The organism is Syntrophobacterales bacterium, from assembly GCA_031274925.1.
GTDB lineage: Bacteria > Desulfobacterota > Syntrophorhabdia > Syntrophorhabdales > Syntrophorhabdaceae > PNOM01.
On the sequence record JAISPL010000008.1, the window covers coordinates 1 to 19501 of the forward strand.

The 19501-nt window shown below is 47.0% G+C and carries 20 protein-coding genes; 12 read left to right on the plus strand and 8 right to left on the minus strand.

Features of this window, described 5'->3' with window-relative positions; translation table 11 throughout:
• Window positions 1–157: 157 nt before the first annotated feature.
• From LBQ00_01875 to LBQ00_01895, 5 genes are all read right to left on the minus strand, one after another.
• A complete protein-coding gene (locus LBQ00_01875) occupies window positions 158–409 on the minus strand; it encodes a zinc ribbon domain-containing protein (protein MDR2017621.1) in 252 nt (83 codons plus the stop codon).
• A gap of 327 nt (window positions 410–736) precedes the next feature.
• Complete coding sequence (locus tag LBQ00_01880) at window positions 737–1081, minus strand: hypothetical protein (GenBank protein MDR2017622.1); 345 nt, start codon at window positions 1079–1081, stop codon at window positions 737–739.
• Window positions 1082–1316: 235 nt separating this feature from the next.
• Window positions 1317–3140, minus strand: a complete 1824-nt coding sequence (glmS, locus tag LBQ00_01885) for a glutamine--fructose-6-phosphate transaminase (isomerizing) (GenBank protein ID MDR2017623.1) — start codon at window positions 3138–3140, stop codon at window positions 1317–1319.
• A gap of 2 nt (window positions 3141–3142) precedes the next feature.
• Window positions 3143–4492: a bifunctional UDP-N-acetylglucosamine diphosphorylase/glucosamine-1-phosphate N-acetyltransferase GlmU gene (glmU, locus tag LBQ00_01890; GenBank protein ID MDR2017624.1), complete on the minus strand. Its 1350-nt coding sequence runs from the start codon at window positions 4490–4492 to the stop codon at window positions 3143–3145.
• Window positions 4492–4908, minus strand: a complete 417-nt coding sequence (locus tag LBQ00_01895; protein MDR2017625.1) for a twin-arginine translocase subunit TatC — start codon at window positions 4906–4908, stop codon at window positions 4492–4494. Before LBQ00_01895 ends, glmU begins: the two co-directional genes overlap by 1 nt.
• A gap of 334 nt (window positions 4909–5242) precedes the next feature.
• Between LBQ00_01895 and LBQ00_01900 the strand changes: the two genes are divergently transcribed.
• The 12 genes from LBQ00_01900 to LBQ00_01955 all read left to right on the plus strand — a co-directional run bounded on the left by LBQ00_01900 (window position 5243) and on the right by LBQ00_01955 (window position 16641).
• On the plus strand, window positions 5243–5398 hold the full coding sequence (locus LBQ00_01900; protein MDR2017626.1) for a hypothetical protein: 156 nt from the start codon (window positions 5243–5245) through the stop codon (window positions 5396–5398).
• A gap of 385 nt (window positions 5399–5783) precedes the next feature.
• Window positions 5784–7121 carry a cytochrome ubiquinol oxidase subunit I gene (locus LBQ00_01905; protein ID MDR2017627.1) on the plus strand — a complete coding sequence of 446 codons (1338 nt, stop codon included), beginning with the start codon at window positions 5784–5786 and terminating at the stop codon, window positions 7119–7121.
• Window positions 7114–8139 (plus strand): cytochrome d ubiquinol oxidase subunit II, encoded by a 1026-nt coding sequence (gene cydB, locus LBQ00_01910; protein MDR2017628.1) that lies wholly within the window; start codon window positions 7114–7116, stop codon window positions 8137–8139. The genes LBQ00_01905 and cydB overlap by 8 nt, the downstream gene beginning before the upstream one ends.
• A gap of 32 nt (window positions 8140–8171) precedes the next feature.
• Window positions 8172–8546 carry a desulfoferrodoxin gene (locus tag LBQ00_01915; protein ID MDR2017629.1) on the plus strand — a complete coding sequence of 125 codons (375 nt, stop codon included), beginning with the start codon at window positions 8172–8174 and terminating at the stop codon, window positions 8544–8546.
• A 569-nt stretch (window positions 8547–9115) separates the two neighbouring features.
• Window positions 9116–9634 carry a methyltransferase domain-containing protein gene (locus LBQ00_01920; protein MDR2017630.1) on the plus strand — a complete coding sequence of 173 codons (519 nt, stop codon included), beginning with the start codon at window positions 9116–9118 and terminating at the stop codon, window positions 9632–9634.
• 100 nt (window positions 9635–9734) lie between these two features.
• On the plus strand, window positions 9735–10556 hold the full coding sequence (locus LBQ00_01925) for a hypothetical protein (GenBank protein MDR2017631.1): 822 nt from the start codon (window positions 9735–9737) through the stop codon (window positions 10554–10556).
• Between the two features lie 128 nt (window positions 10557–10684).
• Window positions 10685–12343: an arginine--tRNA ligase gene (gene argS / locus LBQ00_01930; GenBank protein ID MDR2017632.1), complete on the plus strand. Its 1659-nt coding sequence runs from the start codon at window positions 10685–10687 to the stop codon at window positions 12341–12343.
• A 41-nt stretch (window positions 12344–12384) separates the two neighbouring features.
• Complete coding sequence (gene lepB, locus LBQ00_01935) at window positions 12385–13008, plus strand: signal peptidase I (protein MDR2017633.1); 624 nt, start codon at window positions 12385–12387, stop codon at window positions 13006–13008.
• 54 nt (window positions 13009–13062) lie between these two features.
• Window positions 13063–14745 (plus strand): tetratricopeptide repeat protein, encoded by a 1683-nt coding sequence (locus LBQ00_01940; GenBank protein ID MDR2017634.1) that lies wholly within the window; start codon window positions 13063–13065, stop codon window positions 14743–14745.
• Complete coding sequence (locus LBQ00_01945) at window positions 14742–15257, plus strand: hypothetical protein (protein ID MDR2017635.1); 516 nt, start codon at window positions 14742–14744, stop codon at window positions 15255–15257. Before LBQ00_01940 ends, LBQ00_01945 begins: the two co-directional genes overlap by 4 nt.
• A gap of 3 nt (window positions 15258–15260) precedes the next feature.
• Window positions 15261–16322, plus strand: a complete 1062-nt coding sequence (locus LBQ00_01950; GenBank protein ID MDR2017636.1) for a DUF362 domain-containing protein — start codon at window positions 15261–15263, stop codon at window positions 16320–16322.
• A 19-nt stretch (window positions 16323–16341) separates the two neighbouring features.
• Window positions 16342–16641 carry a hypothetical protein gene (locus tag LBQ00_01955; GenBank protein MDR2017637.1) on the plus strand — a complete coding sequence of 100 codons (300 nt, stop codon included), beginning with the start codon at window positions 16342–16344 and terminating at the stop codon, window positions 16639–16641.
• Window positions 16642–16984: 343 nt separating this feature from the next.
• On the opposite strand, the gene LBQ00_01960 is transcribed toward LBQ00_01955, so the two are convergent.
• Genes LBQ00_01960 through yedF form a run of 3 tightly spaced genes read right to left on the minus strand, consistent with a single transcriptional unit; the run spans window position 16985 to window position 19031 of the window.
• Window positions 16985–17242, minus strand: a complete 258-nt coding sequence (locus tag LBQ00_01960; GenBank protein MDR2017638.1) for a DUF3343 domain-containing protein — start codon at window positions 17240–17242, stop codon at window positions 16985–16987.
• Entirely contained in the window at window positions 17229–18416 is a 1188-nt protein-coding gene (locus LBQ00_01965) for an aminotransferase class V-fold PLP-dependent enzyme (GenBank protein ID MDR2017639.1), read from the minus strand. The genes LBQ00_01960 and LBQ00_01965 overlap by 14 nt, the downstream gene beginning before the upstream one ends.
• 15 nt (window positions 18417–18431) lie before the next feature.
• Window positions 18432–19031, minus strand: coding sequence for a sulfurtransferase-like selenium metabolism protein YedF (gene yedF / locus LBQ00_01970; GenBank protein MDR2017640.1), 600 nt, complete (start codon window positions 19029–19031; stop codon window positions 18432–18434).
• Window positions 19032–19501 lie beyond the last annotated feature (470 nt).

The following is a 19501-nucleotide window of genomic DNA, read 5'->3' on the forward strand; positions in this document are numbered from 1 at the left end:
TAATCAATTGGTCCCAGGTTCGAATCCTGGACGGCCCACCAATGAAATCAGACATATCAACAAATTATCTGAAACGATCAAAATGTGTAAAACGTGGCCCGCTAGTCCTTAAGCAACCATTGAAGGGCGATGGCTGAGGCGCCTGCCCGTCGTGCGTTTATCCTGTGAAGCACTGCCCCCGGTTTGCGCATGAAGAACCGGCTCCGCACATATCAGGCGACCCGCAGCATCCTTCCTGTGGTGCCCCGAAAGAAGCAGCGCTTTCCTTAACGGATATATTGGGAGCCGACATGAGTTTGGTGAGTCTGGTGCCCCCACAGGCACTGCACGCGGCGTCTTGTTCCTTTCCCAGAAACAGCACTTCGGTTACCGTGCCGCATTGCTCGCATTGGTATTCATAGATGGGCATTTCTTTCTCCTATAATTTGCGATATGCTTTTCATTAATTTAATCCAAAATTATTCTAAACATATGTTCATTACATGTCAATACCTCTTTTGTTTTTACCTTATGATTGCTCGGGAGAGTCTTTTCCATTGTCTGCCGGCGTATTGGCTTAAGGCAGACTCCGACAGATCTCCAATACCTCTTTGTGTTTGGCGCTTGTTTCTCGAGGAATTATATGAAATGGTTCTGCGCTTTTCAGAGACAAACGTCACAAAGCGATACATTACGGTCTATTGTTTGTGCAATGCCCGGAGCATCCGCCGGTGTCACGGGTGCCGACATATAAGATTCATGGAGGTAACCGCCGATTGGCCGCATAAAACAGGGCAAACGAGACAAGGACGCCAATGCAGGCTACCATGTATGCAAGTGATTTTCCTTGCCATAACCCGGCAAACCAGACTCTGATTTCAGTTGCGAGCACATTTGTTTTTCCGCCATAGACCTCAAGTTCCCGTAAGTATTTTTTTGAGTCTTGAGGAGAGGTGAAGTCCTCACCTTGCTCATACATTGAAGTATTTCCGGAGTTGTTATCCGCCGCCTGATAGATCAGGACGGCGCTCAGAATGCCCGTCAGCAAGGTGAGGGCACTTGCAATATTGAGCCACAGGTATGCAGTTTTGCGGCGTGTCATGGGTATTATCGGTATTATCCACCAAATTTAGCGGGAAGTATATGGAGAAACTCCTCTCGTGTCAAACCGACCGCCATGAAAGGAGTGTCACGCTGGTTTGCGCGGTGATAATTTTCTTTCAGATAAGTATCGGTACAGGTCAGGCCTTCAACCTTTCTGCCATGTGGCACCGCGAAAAAATGCGGAAGATCCCGACGATTTTGTCTGATATTCGCCGACACAGGCCGCTGCCGGTTTACTCCACCGTGACGCTCTTTGCCAGATTCCTTGGTTGGTCGACATCCGTGCCCCTGAAATTGGCTATGTGGTAGGCGAGTAGTTGCAGGGGCACAATGGCCAGGATTGGCTCCAGCTCGTAGATCGTTTCAGGTACCACGAATGATCCCTCTGCTTTCGGCGCCATCTCGTGCATGTCGTCGTCAGTGAAGAGCAAGGCTTTCCCTCTTCGGGTGATGACCTCTTCCACATTGCTGCACGTTTTTTTGTATGTGTGGTCTCGCGGCGAGACGATCACAATCGGAAGATTCTCGTCTATAAGGGCGATGGGGCCATGTTTCATTTCACCCGCCGCGTATGCCTCAGCGTGAATATATGATATTTCTTTGAGCTTTAGTGCCCCTTCGAGCACTGTGGGGTAGTTTATACCCCGTCCGAGGTATAGAAAATCCTTATATCCCATATATTTCCTGGCAAGTTCTTCTATCTTGGAACTCTGTTCAAGGATAGACTGAATTTTTTGAGGCAGTCTTTTTATCTCTCCGATAAAATCCGTTACCTCAGTAGCGGTCATTGTGCCAAGTTTCCTCCCTATATGAAGCATGAGAAGGTAGAATACCGAAATCTGGGTGGTAAACGCTTTTGTTGATGCGACGCCGATCTCGGGGCCAGCGTGGGTGAAGATTACCCCGTCACACTCCCTTGCCAGGGTACTTCCAAGGACATTGCAGATGCAAAGGGTGTAGGCCCCGTTCCTTTTCCCCTCTTTCATGGCGGCAATGGTGTCTGCTGTTTCCCCCGACTGGGATACGAGGATCAGCAGGTGATCATTGGAGAGGATTGGATCCCGGTACCTGAATTCGGATGCTATATCAGTCTCCACCGGTATTCTGAGATTTGTCTCGAACATCTGTTTTCCGATCATACATGCATGATAAGAAGTACCGCAGGCAACCATCCATATTTTTTTGATCTTGGATAGATCGGGGAGCCTCAGTTCTTCAAAGTCTACCTCTCCCCGCTCCTCTTTGATCCGTCCGATAAGGGTGTCCGATATAGCCCGGGGCTGTTCGAAAATCTCTTTAAGCATGAAATGCTTATAGCCGCCTTTCTCCGCCATGGCGCCGCTCCAGTGGACCTCGTGAACCTGCCGCTCTACCTCCTGCCCTTTCATGTCCGTTATAACCACCTCTCCATCTCTGAAAACCGCAAGATCATTGTCCTCAAGGAATATAAACCTGTTGGTTCGGTTGAGAATGGCAGGTACATCGCTTGCGATAAAGTATTCGCCGACCCCGACCCCGACAACGAGGGGGCTCTGTTTTTTTGTAGCAATGAGAATCTTCTCTTTTTCCCTTATTATGCCAAGGGCATACGAGCCTTTCAGCTCCTTGATGGCGGACCGTACAGCCTCGACGAACTCTATTCCTCTGTCCAGATAATTCGTTATTAGATGGGGTATGACTTCCGTGTCAGTATCTGAAAGGAATTTATGGCCGCTGTTTTTCAGTCTTTCTTTTAACTCGATATAGTTTTCTACAATGCCGTTATGGACTACCACCACGTCGCCGGCCATGTGGGGATGAGCATTCCTCTCGGATGGTGTGCCGTGGGTGGCCCATCGCGTATGAGCCAGTCCGAGGGAACCCTTGAACGCATCAACGCCGCACACTTCCTTCCTTAATTCATCAACTTTGCCTTTTCTGCGCCCTATCTCTATCCTGCCATCCTGCCATATAGCAATTCCGGCGGAGTCATACCCTCGGTATTCGAGTCGTTTGAGGGCATCAATGAGTACATCGCACGCTTCGTCTTTTCCTTTGTATCCTACTATCCCACACATTGCTATCTCCTTCTCCCGTATCCCTTGATGTGTTTCTGAGGCGCCCGTGCAACAGCCAGAGCGTCTTCCGGAACGTTCTTTGTAATAGTGGAGCCTGCCCCAATGACCGTATTTCTGCCAACCGTAATGGGGGCGACGAGGGCCGTGTTGCTGCCTATGAAAGCGTTATCCTCAATCACAGTCTTATTTTTTTTCTTGCCGTCATAGTTACAAGTAATTGTGCCCGCGCCGATGTTAACGTTGCGGCCTATCTCGGAATCACCGATATATGAAAGGTGGCTTGCTTTTGCTCCTTCCTTGACCGTAGAGTTTTTGATCTCTACGAAGTTACCGATTTTAGCTCTTTTCCCGATAACGCTGGCGGGTCTTACACGGGAGAACGGGCCTAACACGGCGCCTTCCTCTATCTCGGCCCCGTCAATGTTTACGAAACTCTCTACCACCACGCTGTTTTTGAGGGTAGAATTATGTATAACGCAGTTCGGGCCGACAGTTACATCTTCACCGATAGACGTATTTCCCGTGAGATAGCAATTAGGATATATGATGGTATCCTTACCAATGGTTACCTGTGTTTCGACATAGATATTGCGGTCAAGCAATGTGACGCCTTGGTTCATGAGCCTATCCAGTATCCGGTCCTTCATGATTATACTGGCGTTCAGCAGTTCTCGACGCGTATTTATACCGAGAACCTCGGAGGCTTTCCGGTGATGGTAGGAGCGAACCTGTCTGCCATCTTTTTGCGCAACATCGCATATATCGGTAAGATAATACTCACCTTTCTTGTTCCCAGGGGTGATGGCTTTTAGATAATCGAAGGCGTTGCGGGGCATGATACAAATTCCCGTGTTTATCGCTGTGATCTTCTTTTGCTCTTCCGTGGTGTCATTCTCTTCTACGATCTTGCTGATCAGCCCGTTCTTAGTGATCACCCGGCCGTACCCTTTTGGATTTTCAACATCGGTGATCATAAAAGTGATCTCCCCGGTCTTTTTGTAAGTATCCAGAAAATTTTTAAGTGTGGAATCCTCCATAAGGGGTACGTCCCCATACAACACGAGAATGGGACCGTCCCTGAGAAAACTTTCGGTGGTGAGCAGGGCATGGGCGGTTCCTTTTTGTTCGGTTTGAATACAGAAACGTACATTACGACCTTTCAGGTAGCCTTCAACTTGCTCCTTCTGGTAACCGACCACTACTGATACTGCTTCCGGGTAAAGTGTTTCGGCGCGATCTACGACGTGGCCGATCATCGGCTTCCCCATGATCCTGTGCATGACTTTTGATTTTGACGATACCATCCGCTCGCCCTTCCCTGCAGCGAGTATTACAATATTAAGCCCCTTCATTATATAATCTCCTTTTTTCCCCAAAACCAAGGTTGTAAAAATGCTGAATTCATAAAGCTATCCCACAGCGGCACGACCATAATGATCTGGCTGGTCAGGCCAGAGGGATAATCATAGCGCTGAGAATGAAAATGCCCAATATGACGTACCTCCTTTTCATGGATACCGTGGGCCGCAAACATCCAGAATTTATAGAAAATGACCGGAGCACCGAGAAAGAGGGTCATTACGATCAATATTTTGAAATAGGCGATAAATGCCTCGGTAATCCCCGTGAAAATGAAGGCACTCTTGTCATACATTAACATTACGAATGGTCGCATGAGGATATCAAGTACCTTTCCTTTGAAATAATAGGTGAAGACGAATGTGACAGTGACGGCAACGTACCTTCTCTCCGCAGGCCCTGCAGACATCCTGGCTTCATGATCCTCTTTAACGACTTCCTCCTTAAGAAGATTTTTTTGGCTATTCAGAGCCCCTGTGTTGTGTGAGCTTGCCTAAGCGCTTTCCCGAGCAACCTGGGCGAGGTCAGGCATTTTTGATGGGCCTATACGGGCAGGACCACGACCAATATTGCGCTGATTTTCTGTAGCCCCAAACTCAAGCATAATTTAATAAATTATCACAAAAATGGACACATATAAATGGAAAACAACCGCAAGTGCCGGTCACCAATGCCTTGACATTTGTAAGAATGATTATTATAAAAATATAACTGCCTCACTAAACATCACTAAATGGTGGAGCATGGTATTTTACAGAGATGTACAAGTAAAACTGACGCTCCAGAGACTCACGATCACCAAGTGTCTGGAAACCAACATGGAACATCTGCTGACTGTGGATATCTACACTGCTGTTTCTAAAAAAAATACCGCCATGCCTCTTTTAGGCCATGCATAATGCCATCCCATCCATGATACTGAAGCATACGAGGAACATAGCAGAACTTTCGGTTGATGTCGATATGAAGAAGTTTGGCTCCAATACCAGGGAATATTATCGCCTTGATTTGTGTGGTATGAGGAGATTGTCTGATGTTCAAGCTGATTTTACATTGGCTGTGCCCGAGTCCCGGAGACACAATTTTGCTATGATAAATAACTTTATTGATTTTTATTGCATCTATCCCGAATGCGGGAAACGAAAATAATGAGGGGACATATGAATGGACCATTATTATCAGTGTATCGGTATGGCAGCGCTCGGGGCTGTAGATCGGCTGTCTGCTTAAGCGGGGGTCGGGGCGGTGTATCCATGATCAACGCATTATAACGGTAAGAATTCAATGGACGTCTTATTACTCTCACGGCTTCAATTTGCGGTTGCCACCTATTTTCATTTCCTCTTTGTTCCCCTCACTTTGGGGTTGTCTTTGCTCTTGGCTGTCATGGAGACCATGTATGTCAGAACGGGGAACCACGAATACAAAGCGATGGCCAAATTCTGGGGAAAGCTTTTCCTCATCAATTTTGTAATAGGAATCGTCACGGGAATTACCCTTGAATTTCAGTTTGGAACGAATTGGTCGCGCTATTCAAGGTACGTAGGGGATGTTTTCGGTCCTCTCCTGGCTATCGAGGCTACTGTGGCCTTCTTTCTTGAGTCGACCTTCGTTGCGGTGTGGGCCTTCGGTTGGGAGAAACTGAGCCGCCGTATGCACGCGGTAAGCATATGGCTTGTCGCAATAGCGGCAAATACCTCGGCCGTCTGGATACTCATTGCCAATTCATGGATGCAGAGTCCCGTCGGGTTTGTCATGAAGAACGGAAAACCGGTATTGGACAATCTGGTCACCGTGATCACCCAGAAGTATGCTGCCCTTACGATCATGCATACTTTGGGGTCGGCCTATATACTTACGGGATTTTTTGTAATGGGTATCAGTGCGTATCATATTCTCCGCAGAAGAGACCTTTCGTTTTTTCTCAAGTCCTTCAGATTGGCCCTTGTGTTCGCTCTCATTTTTTCTATTTTCGAGATTGTGGAAGGCCACCTTCACGGGGTAAACCTAGCAAGCAAACAGCCCGCGAAACTTGCCTCCATGGAGTCTCATTGGTCCACCGAAAGCCATGCGCCCATATATCTTTTCCTTATACCCGACCCGGACAACGAAAGGAACAAGGTGGAGATCGGTCCTGTTCCAGGCGCACTGAGCATTATGGCATATCACAGGCCGAATACAGTGGTAAAAGGGCTTAAGGACATACCAAAAAGCGAAAGACCGCCGGTTATCGCCACTTTTATTGCGTTCCGCCTCATGGTGACTCTCGGGGGCTTCTTTTTTCTTCTCACGATTATCGGGTGGTTCAGGAGACACACTCTTGAATCCAGCCCATTGTTCCTGAAGACGATAATATACGCGATGCCTCTCCCGTACATCGCGTGTGCGCTTGGATGGACGGTAACCGAAGTTGGGAGACAGCCATGGATCGTGTACGGTCTCATGAAAACTGCTGATGCGGCCTCACCGATCTCGACCATCCAAGTCTCCGTCTCGCTCGTTGCGTTCACAATAATCTATACGTTCCTTGGAATTACGGCATTTTATCTTATAGCTAAATATGCGCGGAGAGGCCCCGAATCTTCGCTGAATACAGAGAAAGGAGGAGCGGGCAATGCTTGAGACCACGTGGTTTGTTCTCTGGGGCGTGCTGTGGGCTCTCTATTTCATGCTCGACGGGTTTGACATTGGAGTAGGCATGCTGAGTTCATTTGTCGCACGCGATGAGAAGGAACTCCGTGCTGTCTACCGTTCCATAGGGCCTTTTTGGGATGGAAACGAAGTTTGGCTCATAACGGCCGGAGGCGTTACGTTCGCCGCATTTCCCGCCGCGTACGCAGTCCTGTTCAGCGCCTTTTATTCGCCCCTTATGCTCATACTCTTCGGGTTGATCATGAGAGGGGTATCGCTTGAGCTGAGAGGAAAGGTGGAGTCAGATCTGTCGAGGAGATTTTGGGATGTCTGCCTGGTCTTCGGAAGTTTTATCCCCGCCCTGTTATTCGGAGTTGCCTTTGCGAATATATTCAAGGGAATCCCCATTGATAACGAAGGACTCTTCCACGGGGGCATGGTGACGATACTCCATCCTTATGGCCTCGCTGGCGGATTTCTATTCGTAGCTCTGTTTCTCATGCATGGGGCCCTCTGGCTCAGCATCAAGGTTCATGGCAATGTGGGACTCCGGGCGGAAGGAGTTGCGCAAAAAATGTGGTACGTGGTATTATTTTTTGCGATTGGTTTCTTGGCGTTGTCTTTCAAAGAGACAAGCCTGTTCGGCAATTATGTAAAGAGTCCCGCTCTTTTCGTGATTCTCCTGGTCACGCTTTGCGCCCTGTTTGGGGCGAAAATTTACATGTATAAAGGCATCTGGTGGAAAGCTTGGTGGGGTTCAGCTGTTACCATAATGGGGACTACATTATTTGGAGTGGTGGGACTCTATCCAAGCCTCCTGCCATCGAGCTTGGACCGTTCCTATAGCCTCACTATATATAATGCCTCATCCAGTCCGCTGACTTTGAAGATAATGCTTGCCGTAGCCTTGATTTTTGTCCCCGTGGTCCTGCTTTATCAGATATGGGCGTACAGGGTGTTTAGGGGTAAAATTTCGGAGGAAAGCCTTGATTATGAGAATAGATATTGATCAAAAACCAATCACACGAAGGAGGAGATCATATGGCTGAAAGACTACAGGTGTACAAGTGCGAAGTGTGCGGAAATATCGTTGAAGTCCTTCACGGGGGACCTGGACAGTTTGTCTGCTGTAACCAGCCCATGATATTGTTGAAAGAGAATACAGTCGATGCATCGCTTGAAAAACATGTGCCGGTGATTGAGATGAACAGCGACGGGATTAAGGTCAAAGTAGGAACAGTTGCTCATCCTATGGAAGAGAAGCACTATATCGAATGGGTTGCAATTGTTGCAGACGGTAAAGAATATCGTCAGTTCCTTTCCCCGGGCGGAACCTCTGAAGTGTTTTTTCCGATCAGGGCAGAGAAAGTGGAAGCCCGGGAATATTGTAACCTTCACGGGCTCTGGAAGTCGTAAGCAGGGCGGGTTGCCTAGAAAGCCTCTCTTGGAACACTAACGGATGGCTCTGAAAGGAAATTGAAGGGTACATAAATGGAACAACATGCTGGTGAGCTTTGTGTCTCTATTTTGAATTTACCCAAGTTGCAGACGAAGAATGGTTTCCGGAAACAGCAAAGCCTGGCGCGCAATTTGAAGAGGAGGAGAGGAGGGCTATGAAACAAGGCACCATGCTCTTCTCGGTAATCTTGAGAACAAAACGGTTTTCAAAAAAGGGAAAACCCGTGAAATGGCGGTGCAGAAATTGCGGTTATATCAGCTAGGGAACGGAAGCACCGGGAAAATGCCCGGCCTGTGCTCATCCTCAAGTCTACCAGGAGTTGTTTGCCGAGAGCTATTAGAGACGTCCCGACGTGTGCTCGAAAGATACTCTTTATGCAATACCGTGAACGAAAAGGTGCGATAAGGCTTCTATCCTTAATTGACCTGTTCTGTCGTATAATTTAAGGATGGATTGGGCATTTCATGTGAGAAAGTCATGTCTTTTTCCTTGACACCACTCTTTGCCATCTGTTAGGGTTTGTGCCATGGATAAGGAGGAGATTCGAAAAATTTACAGCAGATATGCTGCTGTTTATGACGTGATCTTCTCCCAATCATTCCTGCCGAGAATCAGACTCGGGCTGGAAAAGATAGGCATAAAAAAGGGAGATACGATTATTGAAGTGGGCGTGGGGACAGGTCTGTCGTTTCCCCTGTACCCGGATTCGTGCGTTGTCGCGGGGATCGACATAACCAGGAAAATGCTTATAAAGGCGAAGGATAAGAAGGAAAAGCGTGGTTTTGACCACATATCTCTCTTTGAAATGGACGCAGAAAATATTACCTTCGCTGATGATAGTTTTGATTACGCTGTAGTGCCCTTTGTGGTGAGTGTAGTTCCCGACCTGGTCCTGATGATGTCGGAGATCAGGCGCGTAAAAAAGAAAAACGGCAATTATTGTGATCAACCATTTCCAGAGCAAGAGCTCGGTTCTTACGAAGCTCGAAAGACTCTTTTCTCCCATGTTTCTGAGACTCGGGTGGAAGGCGGCGGTGCCGATTGATCTGCTGTCGAACCAATGCAATTTATATATTGAGGAAGTTTTCAAGAAATACAGACTGGATCCGTGGTTTATCATTCATGCGACAAACAAGAAGTGACCAATGAAGATAGCCGGAATACAGTTTTCATGCACGAAGGATAAGGAAAAAAATACGGAAAAAGCACTGAAAATTATTGATATGGCCATAGATGCACAAGCGGCCGTTATCTGTTTTCAGGAACTTTTCAACCTCCCTTGGTTTCCGAAGGGCAAAGACAAAGAAGCCTTTGAGCTGGCAGAAGAACTGGAGGGTTATTCGATCAGCCGGATAAGAGAAAAAGCAAACTCCTCTGAAACGGTTATGCTCGTACCTTTCTTTGAGAAGGATGGTGACCGCTATTACAACAGTTGCGCCGTTATTGACAAGGGCGAGATAGCGGGAGTCTATAGGAAGATTCATATACCGGACATCCCGTTGTGGGAAGAGCAATTCTATTTTTCCACAGGTGACAAAGGATTTCCCGTGTTTGAGACGTCCAGGGGTAACATTGCAGTTCAAATCTCGTGGGACAATCTCTATCCAGAGGGGGCCAGAATACTTGCGCTTAAGGGTGCGGATATCGTGTTTTCACCCACGGCATGCGCATTTAAATCCCAACGCATCTGGGAGACAGTTATTTCAGGAAATGCCATAACGAATGGCCTTTATATCATGAGAGTCAACAGAGTGGGCAGCGAAGATGTTCAGGATTTCTATGGGATGAGTTTTTGCGTGAACCCAGAAGGAGAGCTCGTGGGTGGACCGACTGGCAGAGGCGACAGTATTATTCTCGCGGATGCGGACTTGGATTACCTCAGGGAAATGAGAAGAGAGTGGCCTATATTGAAAGAAAGGAAGCCCAACCTCTACGCTGAGGTGCTGATGGGGTCTAATGAGCGCTGACCCTTCGCTGTGCATTGTATGTGCCTGGCGGAAAGACTGCCAGAAGAAATTCCTGAAAAGACAGGATGTAGAATTCAGATGTCCCGATTTCACGAAAGATATGTCGATAAAGATTATGGAGAAGTCTGATGCTGAGACAAAAAATAGCAGTCATCATTGAGGGATCAATTGCACGTTGCATGGAAGAAGGCACAGTCCCTCATGGCCTTGCTATAAACCCCGTAATAGATATACCTAGGGAGGAACAATTCGGAGATTACTCGTCGAACATCGCTTTCTTTCTGGCACCGAAAGTCAGGAAGAGTCCTCTGGAAATAGCCAGGATGCTGATAGGGGGTATGGTCTTTGATGATGTATGCGACAAAGTTGAGGTGGCAGGGAAAGGATTCATCAACTTCTATGTAAGAGATGACGCATGGAGACGGGCCCTGAGAAACACATATGAAGCAGGTATTGCTTCTCTTTATCCGAATGTCGGTGGTGGTAAAAAAGTCCTGATAGAATTTGTAAGCTCAAATCCCACAGGTCCTTTGCATATCGGACACGGTCGTGGGGCGGCGGTAGGCGATGTTCTCTCCAATATGCTAAAAAGGACGGGTTATGAGGTAGTCAAAGAATACTATGTAAATGACGCAGGCAAGCAGATACGGACGCTGGGAGAGTCGACCTACCTCAGATGGAAAGAATTAAAAGGAGAGTCCGTGGAATTTGCGGAAAATCTCTATCAAGGCGAGTATGTGAAAGATATTGCCGCCCTCATCGTCAAAAAGGGTTTAGATGTACCCGAAGACAGAGATGAGGCGGTCAGGTTCATGGCTTCTTTCGCGAGCGAAGAAGTGCTGATGGTTATAGAATCGGATCTTGAAGCGTTCGGAGTAAAATTTGACAATTATTTCAGAGAAACATCTCTTTATCGGCGCGGGATGGTGGAGTCAACGCTGGATCTGCTCAAAAAGAAAGACTATGCATATGAAAAGGATGATGCCCTGTGGTTCAGAACAAGTTCCTTTGAGAAAGATGAGGATAGGGTTCTCATTAAATCTGATGGAGAAAAGACCTACTTTGCCTCCGATATAGCGTACCACCAAGACAAACTTCAACGGCAATTCGATATGCTCGTTGATATCTGGGGATCCGATCATCATGGGTACATCCCGAGGATGAGGGCTTCCCTTCAGGCGCTCGGATTAAACAAAGAAGCCTTGAAATTCCTTCTGATCCAGTTTGTGACCCTGCTCAAGAACGGAAAACCTGTAGGGATGTCGACTAGATCTGGAGAATTTACCACTCTCAGGGAAGTCCTGGATGAAGTGGGGAAAGACGCAGCGAGATTTTTTTTCTTAATGCGGAAGTGTGATGCCCACTTGGAGTTTGACTTGGATCTTGCAAAGAAGACATCGAATGAAAATCCGGTCTATTACGTTCAGTATGCCCATGCCCGTATCGAAAGTATTTTCAGAGTGGCGGCGGAGGGAGGCATTGCCCTCGAGTTGGTCAAAGATGCTGATGTCAGTCTCCTCCAAATGAAAGAGGAAATCAGTCTGATCAAAATGATTCTCCAGTATTATTCTGTCTTGGAAGGCGGTGCAACCAGCTTTGAACCTCATCGAGTGACTTTTTATCTGCTTAATCTCGTGGCTAAATTTCACAGTTATTATAATAAGGCGAGAGTGTTGGGTGTTGACCCGGATCTGACTCTCGCCCGGTTGTTACTCCTTAAAATGCTTAAAAAAACCATCAAGGACGGCTTGGATATCTTGGGTGTGTCGTCTCCCGAGAGAATGTGACCTTTCATATCGCCATGGCGAAATTAAAGGAGTAGATAGGAATGGCAAAACCTAAGAGTAAGACCAGGGAATATATTGAGTCGCTTATTATAGCGCTTGTAATTGCTTTTTTTGTAAGAAGTTTTTTTATACAGGCCTTTAAGATACCGTCGAGTTCCATGGAACCGACCCTCCTTATCGGTGATCACCTTCTGGTGAATCGCCTGAAATATGTGGTGAAGGTCCCCTTTACGGACATGGTCATATGGGATATTGGTAAACCTAAGAGGGGAGAAGTAGTGGTCTTCCGTTATCCGGTGGATACAGGCAAGGACTTCATTAAAAGGGTTATTGCCACCGAAGGCGAAAGAGTGGAGATAAGAGACAAGACAATCTATGTGAACGGAAAGAAGATTGAAGATCCATGGGCTTGCTTCAGCGAAAAGACGATCATCCCCGGATTTCTGTCGTCGAAGGATAACATACCGCCGGTAGTAGTGCCTAAGAACTCATATTTCGTAATGGGCGACAATCGGGATAAGAGCCTTGACAGCAGATTCTGGGGTTTTGTAAAAAAGGACCTATTTGTCGGTAAGGCGCTCATTCTTTATTTCTCTTGGGACAGCGATTCGCCGGACTGGTCCCATCGCGTAAGATGGGATAGGATCGGTAAACTCATCAACTAAGTCCCTCCCGCGATAGACTTTTCGAACAGGTATATGCTAATATTGTAAGAGATAATGCGGACTTCTATAAAAAAATGGTTCACAGTCTCTTTTGTGATAGCGGCACTGTCGGTATGTTACAGTGATGTCCGCGCGGGGCATGCCGGATCCGTGCTCTCTTTCCTTAAGGGGTATAGGGCAGAAACACGAGGCCGTCACGACGAGGCCTTAGATCTGTACAAAAAGGTTCTTCAGGCAGATTCCCGGTCTGCCGATATCAGGACCGAGATTGCCTTACTCTATATTAAAAAGGGAGAGTTTCAGAGAGCAGAGGGGTTACTTAAAGAGGCTATCGGGATAAACGGGAATAGCAGGAATGCCCTTATGCTTCTTGCGAGTCTGTATTCCACCACCAACGAGTTGGCCAAGGCGAAACCACTGTATGAGAAATGTATCCAAATGGACGACGAGGACACAGAGGCCTACCTCTATCTCAGCACCATATACATTGCAGAAAAGAGCTACACAGAGGCCCTGAAGAACTATGAAAGGATCCTCTCGTATGACAGTGACAATGTGCTGACTCTCTACCATGCAGGTGTACTGAAGGCCGAAATGAATGATTATGATGGGGCAAGAAAGTGCTTAAACAGAGTAACCGAGTTGAAACCCAATTACGAACCTGCCATCCTTGGACTGGGCGCTGTTTTCGAAATGGAGGGGAACTTTGACAGGGCAAACGCTCTATACGAAAAGATGCTGCTTGCGGACCCGGAAAACAAAAAAGCGCGTTCGCGGATAGCGAACCTGTACGTAAGAAAGGGTCAATACGACAAGGCCATCAATGAATTTGAAAAGATGTCGGACATAGACAGGGGAGACCTCTCTATCAGAGTTAAAATCGGTCTTCTCCACTTGGAAGAGGGGAGATACGATGAAGCAATAAGGGAGTTCAATTTTCTCCTTGCCCCTGAACCTGATAACAGCTCGGTTCGTTATTACCTTGCCATGGCTTGGAAGGAAAAGGGGGATGCAAAGGAGGCAATAGCCCAGTTTCTGAAGATCGGGTCTCAATCCGAAGAGTTTATTAATGCAGTAAAGAATCTGGCTTTTCTCTACATAAAGACCGGCGCCATTGATGAGGGTATTGTCAAGGTAAGAGAGTTGCTTCTTCAGAAGAAGGATAATTTTGACCTCTATGCCCTTTTGTCAATGTTGTATGAGGAAAAAGGAGAGTTCACGAGAGGGATTGATACTCTGGAAGAGGCTAAAGTCCTGTTTCCAGCCAATGTGGATATCACTTACCAGATAGGGATGTTATATGAAAAAGCGGGTAATACGGATAAAGCCCTCAGTTGTATGGACCAAGTTCTGAAGGTGGATCCTGAATATGCCCATGCCCTGAACTTTATCGGGTATATGTGGGCGGAGAAGGGGACCAATCTCGACAAGGCAGAGGAACTGGTCAAAAAGGCTTTAAAAAAGAAGCCAGAGGACGGCTATATCCTTGATAGTATCGGATGGGTTTATTACAAGAAAGGCAATTACAAAATGGCCTTAGTGGAGATACTTAAGGCTCATCAGGCGTTGCCTGACGATCCTACAATCACCGAACACCTCGGGGATGTATATCTGAAAATGGGAGATTACGAGAAGGCGCTTGACTCCTTCGAGAAGTCGGATAAGCTTGAAAAAAAGGAAGAGAAGAAAAGGCTTCTTGAACAGAAAATAAAAGGTGTTCAAGAGAAAATCAAGTGAAAAAAGGGTTTGTCTTGATATGCGCGTTGCTCCTTCTTCCGAGTTGCGCGTTATTCCCCCGCAGGGCTGCAGAGATCAACTGGCCGGAAAAAATCGACTACATGCAAGCGTTGTGTGAACTTGACATGGCGTGGAAGGGCATGAACTATTCGGGTTCAATGTCCTTGAGTCTTGATTATCCGGATAAGCTGCAGTTCGAAATATACGGTCCCGTGGGAAATACCATCGTTTACCTGAAAAAAGACGGAGATAGGTTCCTTTTGGTTGCAGGAGATGAAAAATTTTCTGATGAAAATGCTTTCGAAGAGAAATTTGACATCACCCTTCGTAATTTCCTTGATGATGTTACCTTGAGAACCAAGCTGGAGAACAGTGCGGACAGCCTTTACGCGGTAAGGGAGCGTTACAGGGTCTCGTATAATCTGAGTGACCAGAATAACAAAATCTGCTGGGAAGGAGCGGAAGGCAGAATCTGTATACGCTTCTTTGAAGCGCGGTTCAATAAAGAGTGAGCGGTGGAAAGGCTCTGTATAGGTACGGTGAAAGATTATGACGTTGGCGCCATTAAGGATTTCATCGTAAGAGGTTTTCAAGAGATCAATTTCGAGGTAAAGGGTGCGAAAGTTCTCTTGAAACCTAATCTTCTGAGCGGCAAGCCCCCTGAAAAGGCGGTTACGACTCATCCGGCGATTATTCGGGCCATGAGTGAGCTGTTGCTTGACAAGGGGTGTGAAGTGCATGTGGGAGATAGTCCAGGATATGAATCCACTGAAAAATCACTTAAACTTTCAGGTGTTATGAGTATTATAAAACAACTTGGGTTAAGTATTGCCACCTTTGATAGTAGAATAATTAAGGAAAATGAAGGAATATCCCCTTACAGGAGTTTCATATTAGGAGAGGACCCAGATGGCTACGACGCGATTATTAATTTGCCCAAGTTTAAAAGCCATACTATGATGGGACTCACGCTGGGCGTGAAGAACACCTTCGGGTTTATTCCGTCGAAGGAGAAGGCAAGGTGGCATCTGCGGGCAGGAAAGGACCGGCTGCTTTTCGCGGCGGTCCTCATTGATGTGCACAATATTGTGAAGCCGGCGCTCACATTTCTGGACGGTATTACGGGCATGGACGGGGAAGGCCCTTCAAATGGAAGGGTTCGTCAGTTCGGTCTGGTTGCCATGTGCCGGGATGCGTACATACTGGACCATGTCATTGAAAGTATGGTGGGAGCGAAATCGGTGCTTCCCATCAGCAGGGTAGCCAGGAGACACGGTTTGATAGGGTCTTATGAGAAGAATGATTTTGGAGTTCCAGAGGTCAAGAACTTTGTCATGGCTAAAACGACAGATACGGATTGGGCTCTACCTGAGTTTGTCAAAAATATCCTCAAGAATCTTTTCGTAAAGAAGCCTAAACTGCGCAAAGATTTGTGTAAAGGGTGCGGGGTGTGTGTAGATGTCTGTCCTGCCACGTCTCTTTCGTTGTCTGGAGGATCGGTCGAATTTGACTACCGTACATGTATACGGTGCTATTGCTGCCAGGAGATGTGCCCGGAAGGTTCTATAAAAGTTTAAGAATGAAGAGGGATGAACAATGAAAAAGGGTGCGGTAGAAAATTGCGGTAGATGCGGAAAAGGCGTCAGAGAGGCGGGTATCAGAGGGGAAGGTGCCGGGAACCAAAGGATTCTTTGTAAAAAATGTTTGAAGTCTATTTACCCGGAGGGCAAGGACTTGCCTGTGACGATGGATATGGACGGAAATCTCTATTTCATAGATAAACCGAGAAATGTGGTAATGGTATTCTTTGGTTATGGGAATATACCATATTCTTCATGTACCGAAATCAGTCTGGAAGAAGACGAGTACTGTGGTTGCGGTTTCAACCTTTACTGATATATGCTGCGTGATGCCGGCGTACCGGGAGGCTACCGATTTTTCCCTGCCATCGAAGGAAGAATGCTCATCGCATAACCATTTCCGACCAAGTAGGTCATGTACCCCTGCTTTGTCCCCGTGATGATAACCTTGGCACGGGATGGCAGTGCAAGTTCCTCAATAAGGGCGCTGACCGTTTTTTGCCTTTGAAGTGTAATCTGCAAGAAAACCCCTAAGAATCTTTCGGCAAATACTCCCTGAACATGGCAGGGAATCTATTTCTATTTTCACGGGGTCCATGCCCCGTTTCTTTGTGGAAACGCGAGAGGGTAGGGCAGGGATAATCCATATGAGAAAGCCCTCATTGCCTCATGAAGGGCTTGAAGTCTTTCCCGTCAAAGAAAAAGCATTTTTCCATATTGATCACATCGGCGCAGTTTGTCACATCTTCAATCTGATCGTAAAGCCTGATGCACGACCCGCAATCAGAGCTGAGATTTCTCGGAATAGGTATCAGCTCGAAGTTGAAACCACGCTCTTTTAGTTTCTTTTCGGCCTTCAATACATCATGAATGCTTTTGTAAATCAGGTAATAGGAATGTTCTCTATTGTCGGACAATGTTTTCAACCGCCTCCAAAAAGGTGATAATATCTCTTCTATTCGTGAAATAGCCGGGGGATACTCTCACTGAGCCATGAGGAAATGTGCCGATGGTCTTGTGCGCCTGAGGGGCGCAATGGAGTCCTGCTCGTACGCAAATCCCCCTCCTGCTCAGTCCATAACTTACTTCGGAAGGCAGTTTGCCGGTAACATTAAAGGACACCACAGGTACTGCGGGACCTTTTTCGTAATGACCATATACGACGATTCCGTCTATATTTCGCAAACCGGTGACCAGGAGGTGAATAAGGCTTCTTTCCTTTTTCATTATCCTTTCCATTCCAATTTTTTCAATGAGAGTGAGGCCTCCTAAGAGGGATGCAATGCCTGGTGTATTGGGGGTGCCGCTCTCATATCTGTCAGGCAGAAACGCCGGATGCTCCAGTGACTCTGAATTGCTTCCCGTGCCTCCAAATTGCAATGGTCGGGGGTCTACGCCTTTCCTTATGTAGATCGCTCCCACACCCTGCAACGCGTAAAGAGATTTGTGACATGAGAAGCACAAGACATCTATTTGATCTCTTTCTATGTCGATGGGTATGGACCCTATGGTCTGACATGCATCTACAATCAAAAGTGCATCACGGATCACGCTTTTGATCTCTTTAAGATTTTGAACGGTACCCGAAACATTCGAACCGTGGTTGATGATAACGGCCCTTGTATTGTTCCTGAGAAGGGCCTTAATCCGCATGGGGTCGAGCGTGCCGTCCCTTGCCGAGCATTGGGCTGCCGACACTGTGACCTTCTTTTCGTTTTGTAAGAACGTAATGGGCCTCATCACTGAGTTGTGCTCCATTGATGTGGTAATCACATGATCCGATTCTCTTATGAGTCCGAGTATGGCAAGATTCAGGGATTCCGTACCGTTTCGAGTGAAAATCATGCGTTCAGAATCTATGCCATTGACGAATGAGGTCAGTCTCTCCCTTGCCTCAAAGATGATCCTGGCGGCCTCCACAGAGGCCGGATGTCCCCCTCTGCCGGGATTACCTCCTACGCTCCTGATAAAGTGATTGAAAAAACGGAGGGTTTGAGACGGCTTCGGGTGTGATGTGGCTGCGTTATCTAGATAAAGCATGTCGTGCGAAGAATGGGCCGACTCTTGATTCTTGCCTGCGGTCGTTTTCAATACTTTGTTTTTCCATTATGGCCTGATGACGTGCGTTGCGCGGAGGAAAGATGAGGATATTTCGTACATATTACCTATTCTGCCTACCTTGACTTTGTCCGTGAGGTGAAAATAATCAAGGCAGGTTCCGCACGAGAGAACTTCAGTACCCATGTTTGTGATATCCGTGAGGGTACCGACATATTCCGATCCATCAACCACCAGTTTCACCCCTCCGTTTAGAAGAACAACTCTCCAAGGCGGCACGTCGAGTTCTTTGAGGGTGTGAAGAAATGAATTCATAAGCAGTCTGCCTAATTCATCGCTGCCAATGCCCACGGTTTCGGTGTTGATATAAACCAGGAGTTGTTTCTTGTTTTGAATAACCACTTCGCTTTGTGAAAGATTCGTGGCGGGTACCTGTCTTGTCCCTCTCAGGATATACCGGGAACCATCGCTTTTCTCCTCGGATACGACCGAAAAACCATGGGAAACGAGAAAGCGCTTTACATTGTCAGCCGCCACATCGCTGTCAAGGACTATCTCTATTTTATCGACAGCATGCTTCTCTAGAAACTTTTTTGTCTCTATGACCGGAACAGGACAGGTCAGTCCGGTCAAATCCAGTGTATCCATCAGATATAGTATACGACAATATGCACTGATGTGCCAATTAATAATAGGAATAGAATATGAGTAGCGATACCCGAGAGGAATTACAGGAATATCGCAGAGGAAAATTTGACCATGGAGTGCCGAATGTTCATTTCCTATGGTATCAATGGAATCCCGCATATCTCTCTATATCTCTCTCTTCATTCTTTCGCGTCCATTGATCTTTCACTTGCCATTATACATCTGAAGCCACCTGTCAAGCTCACGCTTAATCGCTTTTGGCCTGATCCGGCAGGATCAGCGTATATTGGCAGCCCGTAGAGGCGTTTCCATTTCCTGCCCGTGTTCCACGACAAAATACCGAGATACTGCGCAATTTCCTTATCCGCCAGAAGCCATCCCATCCTTCGTTCATCTTACCTCATCCAATCGCCCGCCTTTACGCCTGCCCTGCCGTCTCGCTGCCTCTCGCTCCCCAATCGCCCGCCTTA

Coding starts and splice junctions, on each gene's coding strand:
- LBQ00_01875 (MDR2017621.1), bottom strand. CDS start 409: ATGCCCATCTATGAATACCAATGCGAGCAATGCGGCACGGTAACCGAA.
- LBQ00_01880 (MDR2017622.1), bottom strand. CDS start 1,081: ATGACACGCCGCAAAACTGCATACCTGTGGCTCAATATTGCAAGTGCC.
- glmS (MDR2017623.1), bottom strand. CDS start 3,140: ATGTGTGGGATAGTAGGATACAAAGGAAAAGACGAAGCGTGCGATGTA.
- glmU (MDR2017624.1), bottom strand. CDS start 4,492: ATGAAGGGGCTTAATATTGTAATACTCGCTGCAGGGAAGGGCGAGCGG.
- LBQ00_01895 (MDR2017625.1), bottom strand. CDS start 4,908: ATGTCTGCAGGGCCTGCGGAGAGAAGGTACGTTGCCGTCACTGTCACA.
- LBQ00_01900 (MDR2017626.1), top strand. CDS start 5,243: ATGGTATTTTACAGAGATGTACAAGTAAAACTGACGCTCCAGAGACTC.
- LBQ00_01905 (MDR2017627.1), top strand. CDS start 5,784: ATGGACGTCTTATTACTCTCACGGCTTCAATTTGCGGTTGCCACCTAT.
- cydB (MDR2017628.1), top strand. CDS start 7,114: ATGCTTGAGACCACGTGGTTTGTTCTCTGGGGCGTGCTGTGGGCTCTC.
- LBQ00_01915 (MDR2017629.1), top strand. CDS start 8,172: ATGGCTGAAAGACTACAGGTGTACAAGTGCGAAGTGTGCGGAAATATC.
- LBQ00_01920 (MDR2017630.1), top strand. CDS start 9,116: ATGGATAAGGAGGAGATTCGAAAAATTTACAGCAGATATGCTGCTGTT.
- LBQ00_01925 (MDR2017631.1), top strand. CDS start 9,735: ATGAAGATAGCCGGAATACAGTTTTCATGCACGAAGGATAAGGAAAAA.
- argS (MDR2017632.1), top strand. CDS start 10,685: ATGCTGAGACAAAAAATAGCAGTCATCATTGAGGGATCAATTGCACGT.
- lepB (MDR2017633.1), top strand. CDS start 12,385: ATGGCAAAACCTAAGAGTAAGACCAGGGAATATATTGAGTCGCTTATT.
- LBQ00_01940 (MDR2017634.1), top strand. CDS start 13,063: ATGCGGACTTCTATAAAAAAATGGTTCACAGTCTCTTTTGTGATAGCG.
- LBQ00_01955 (MDR2017637.1), top strand. CDS start 16,342: ATGAAAAAGGGTGCGGTAGAAAATTGCGGTAGATGCGGAAAAGGCGTC.
- yedF (MDR2017640.1), bottom strand. CDS start 19,031: ATGGATACACTGGATTTGACCGGACTGACCTGTCCTGTTCCGGTCATA.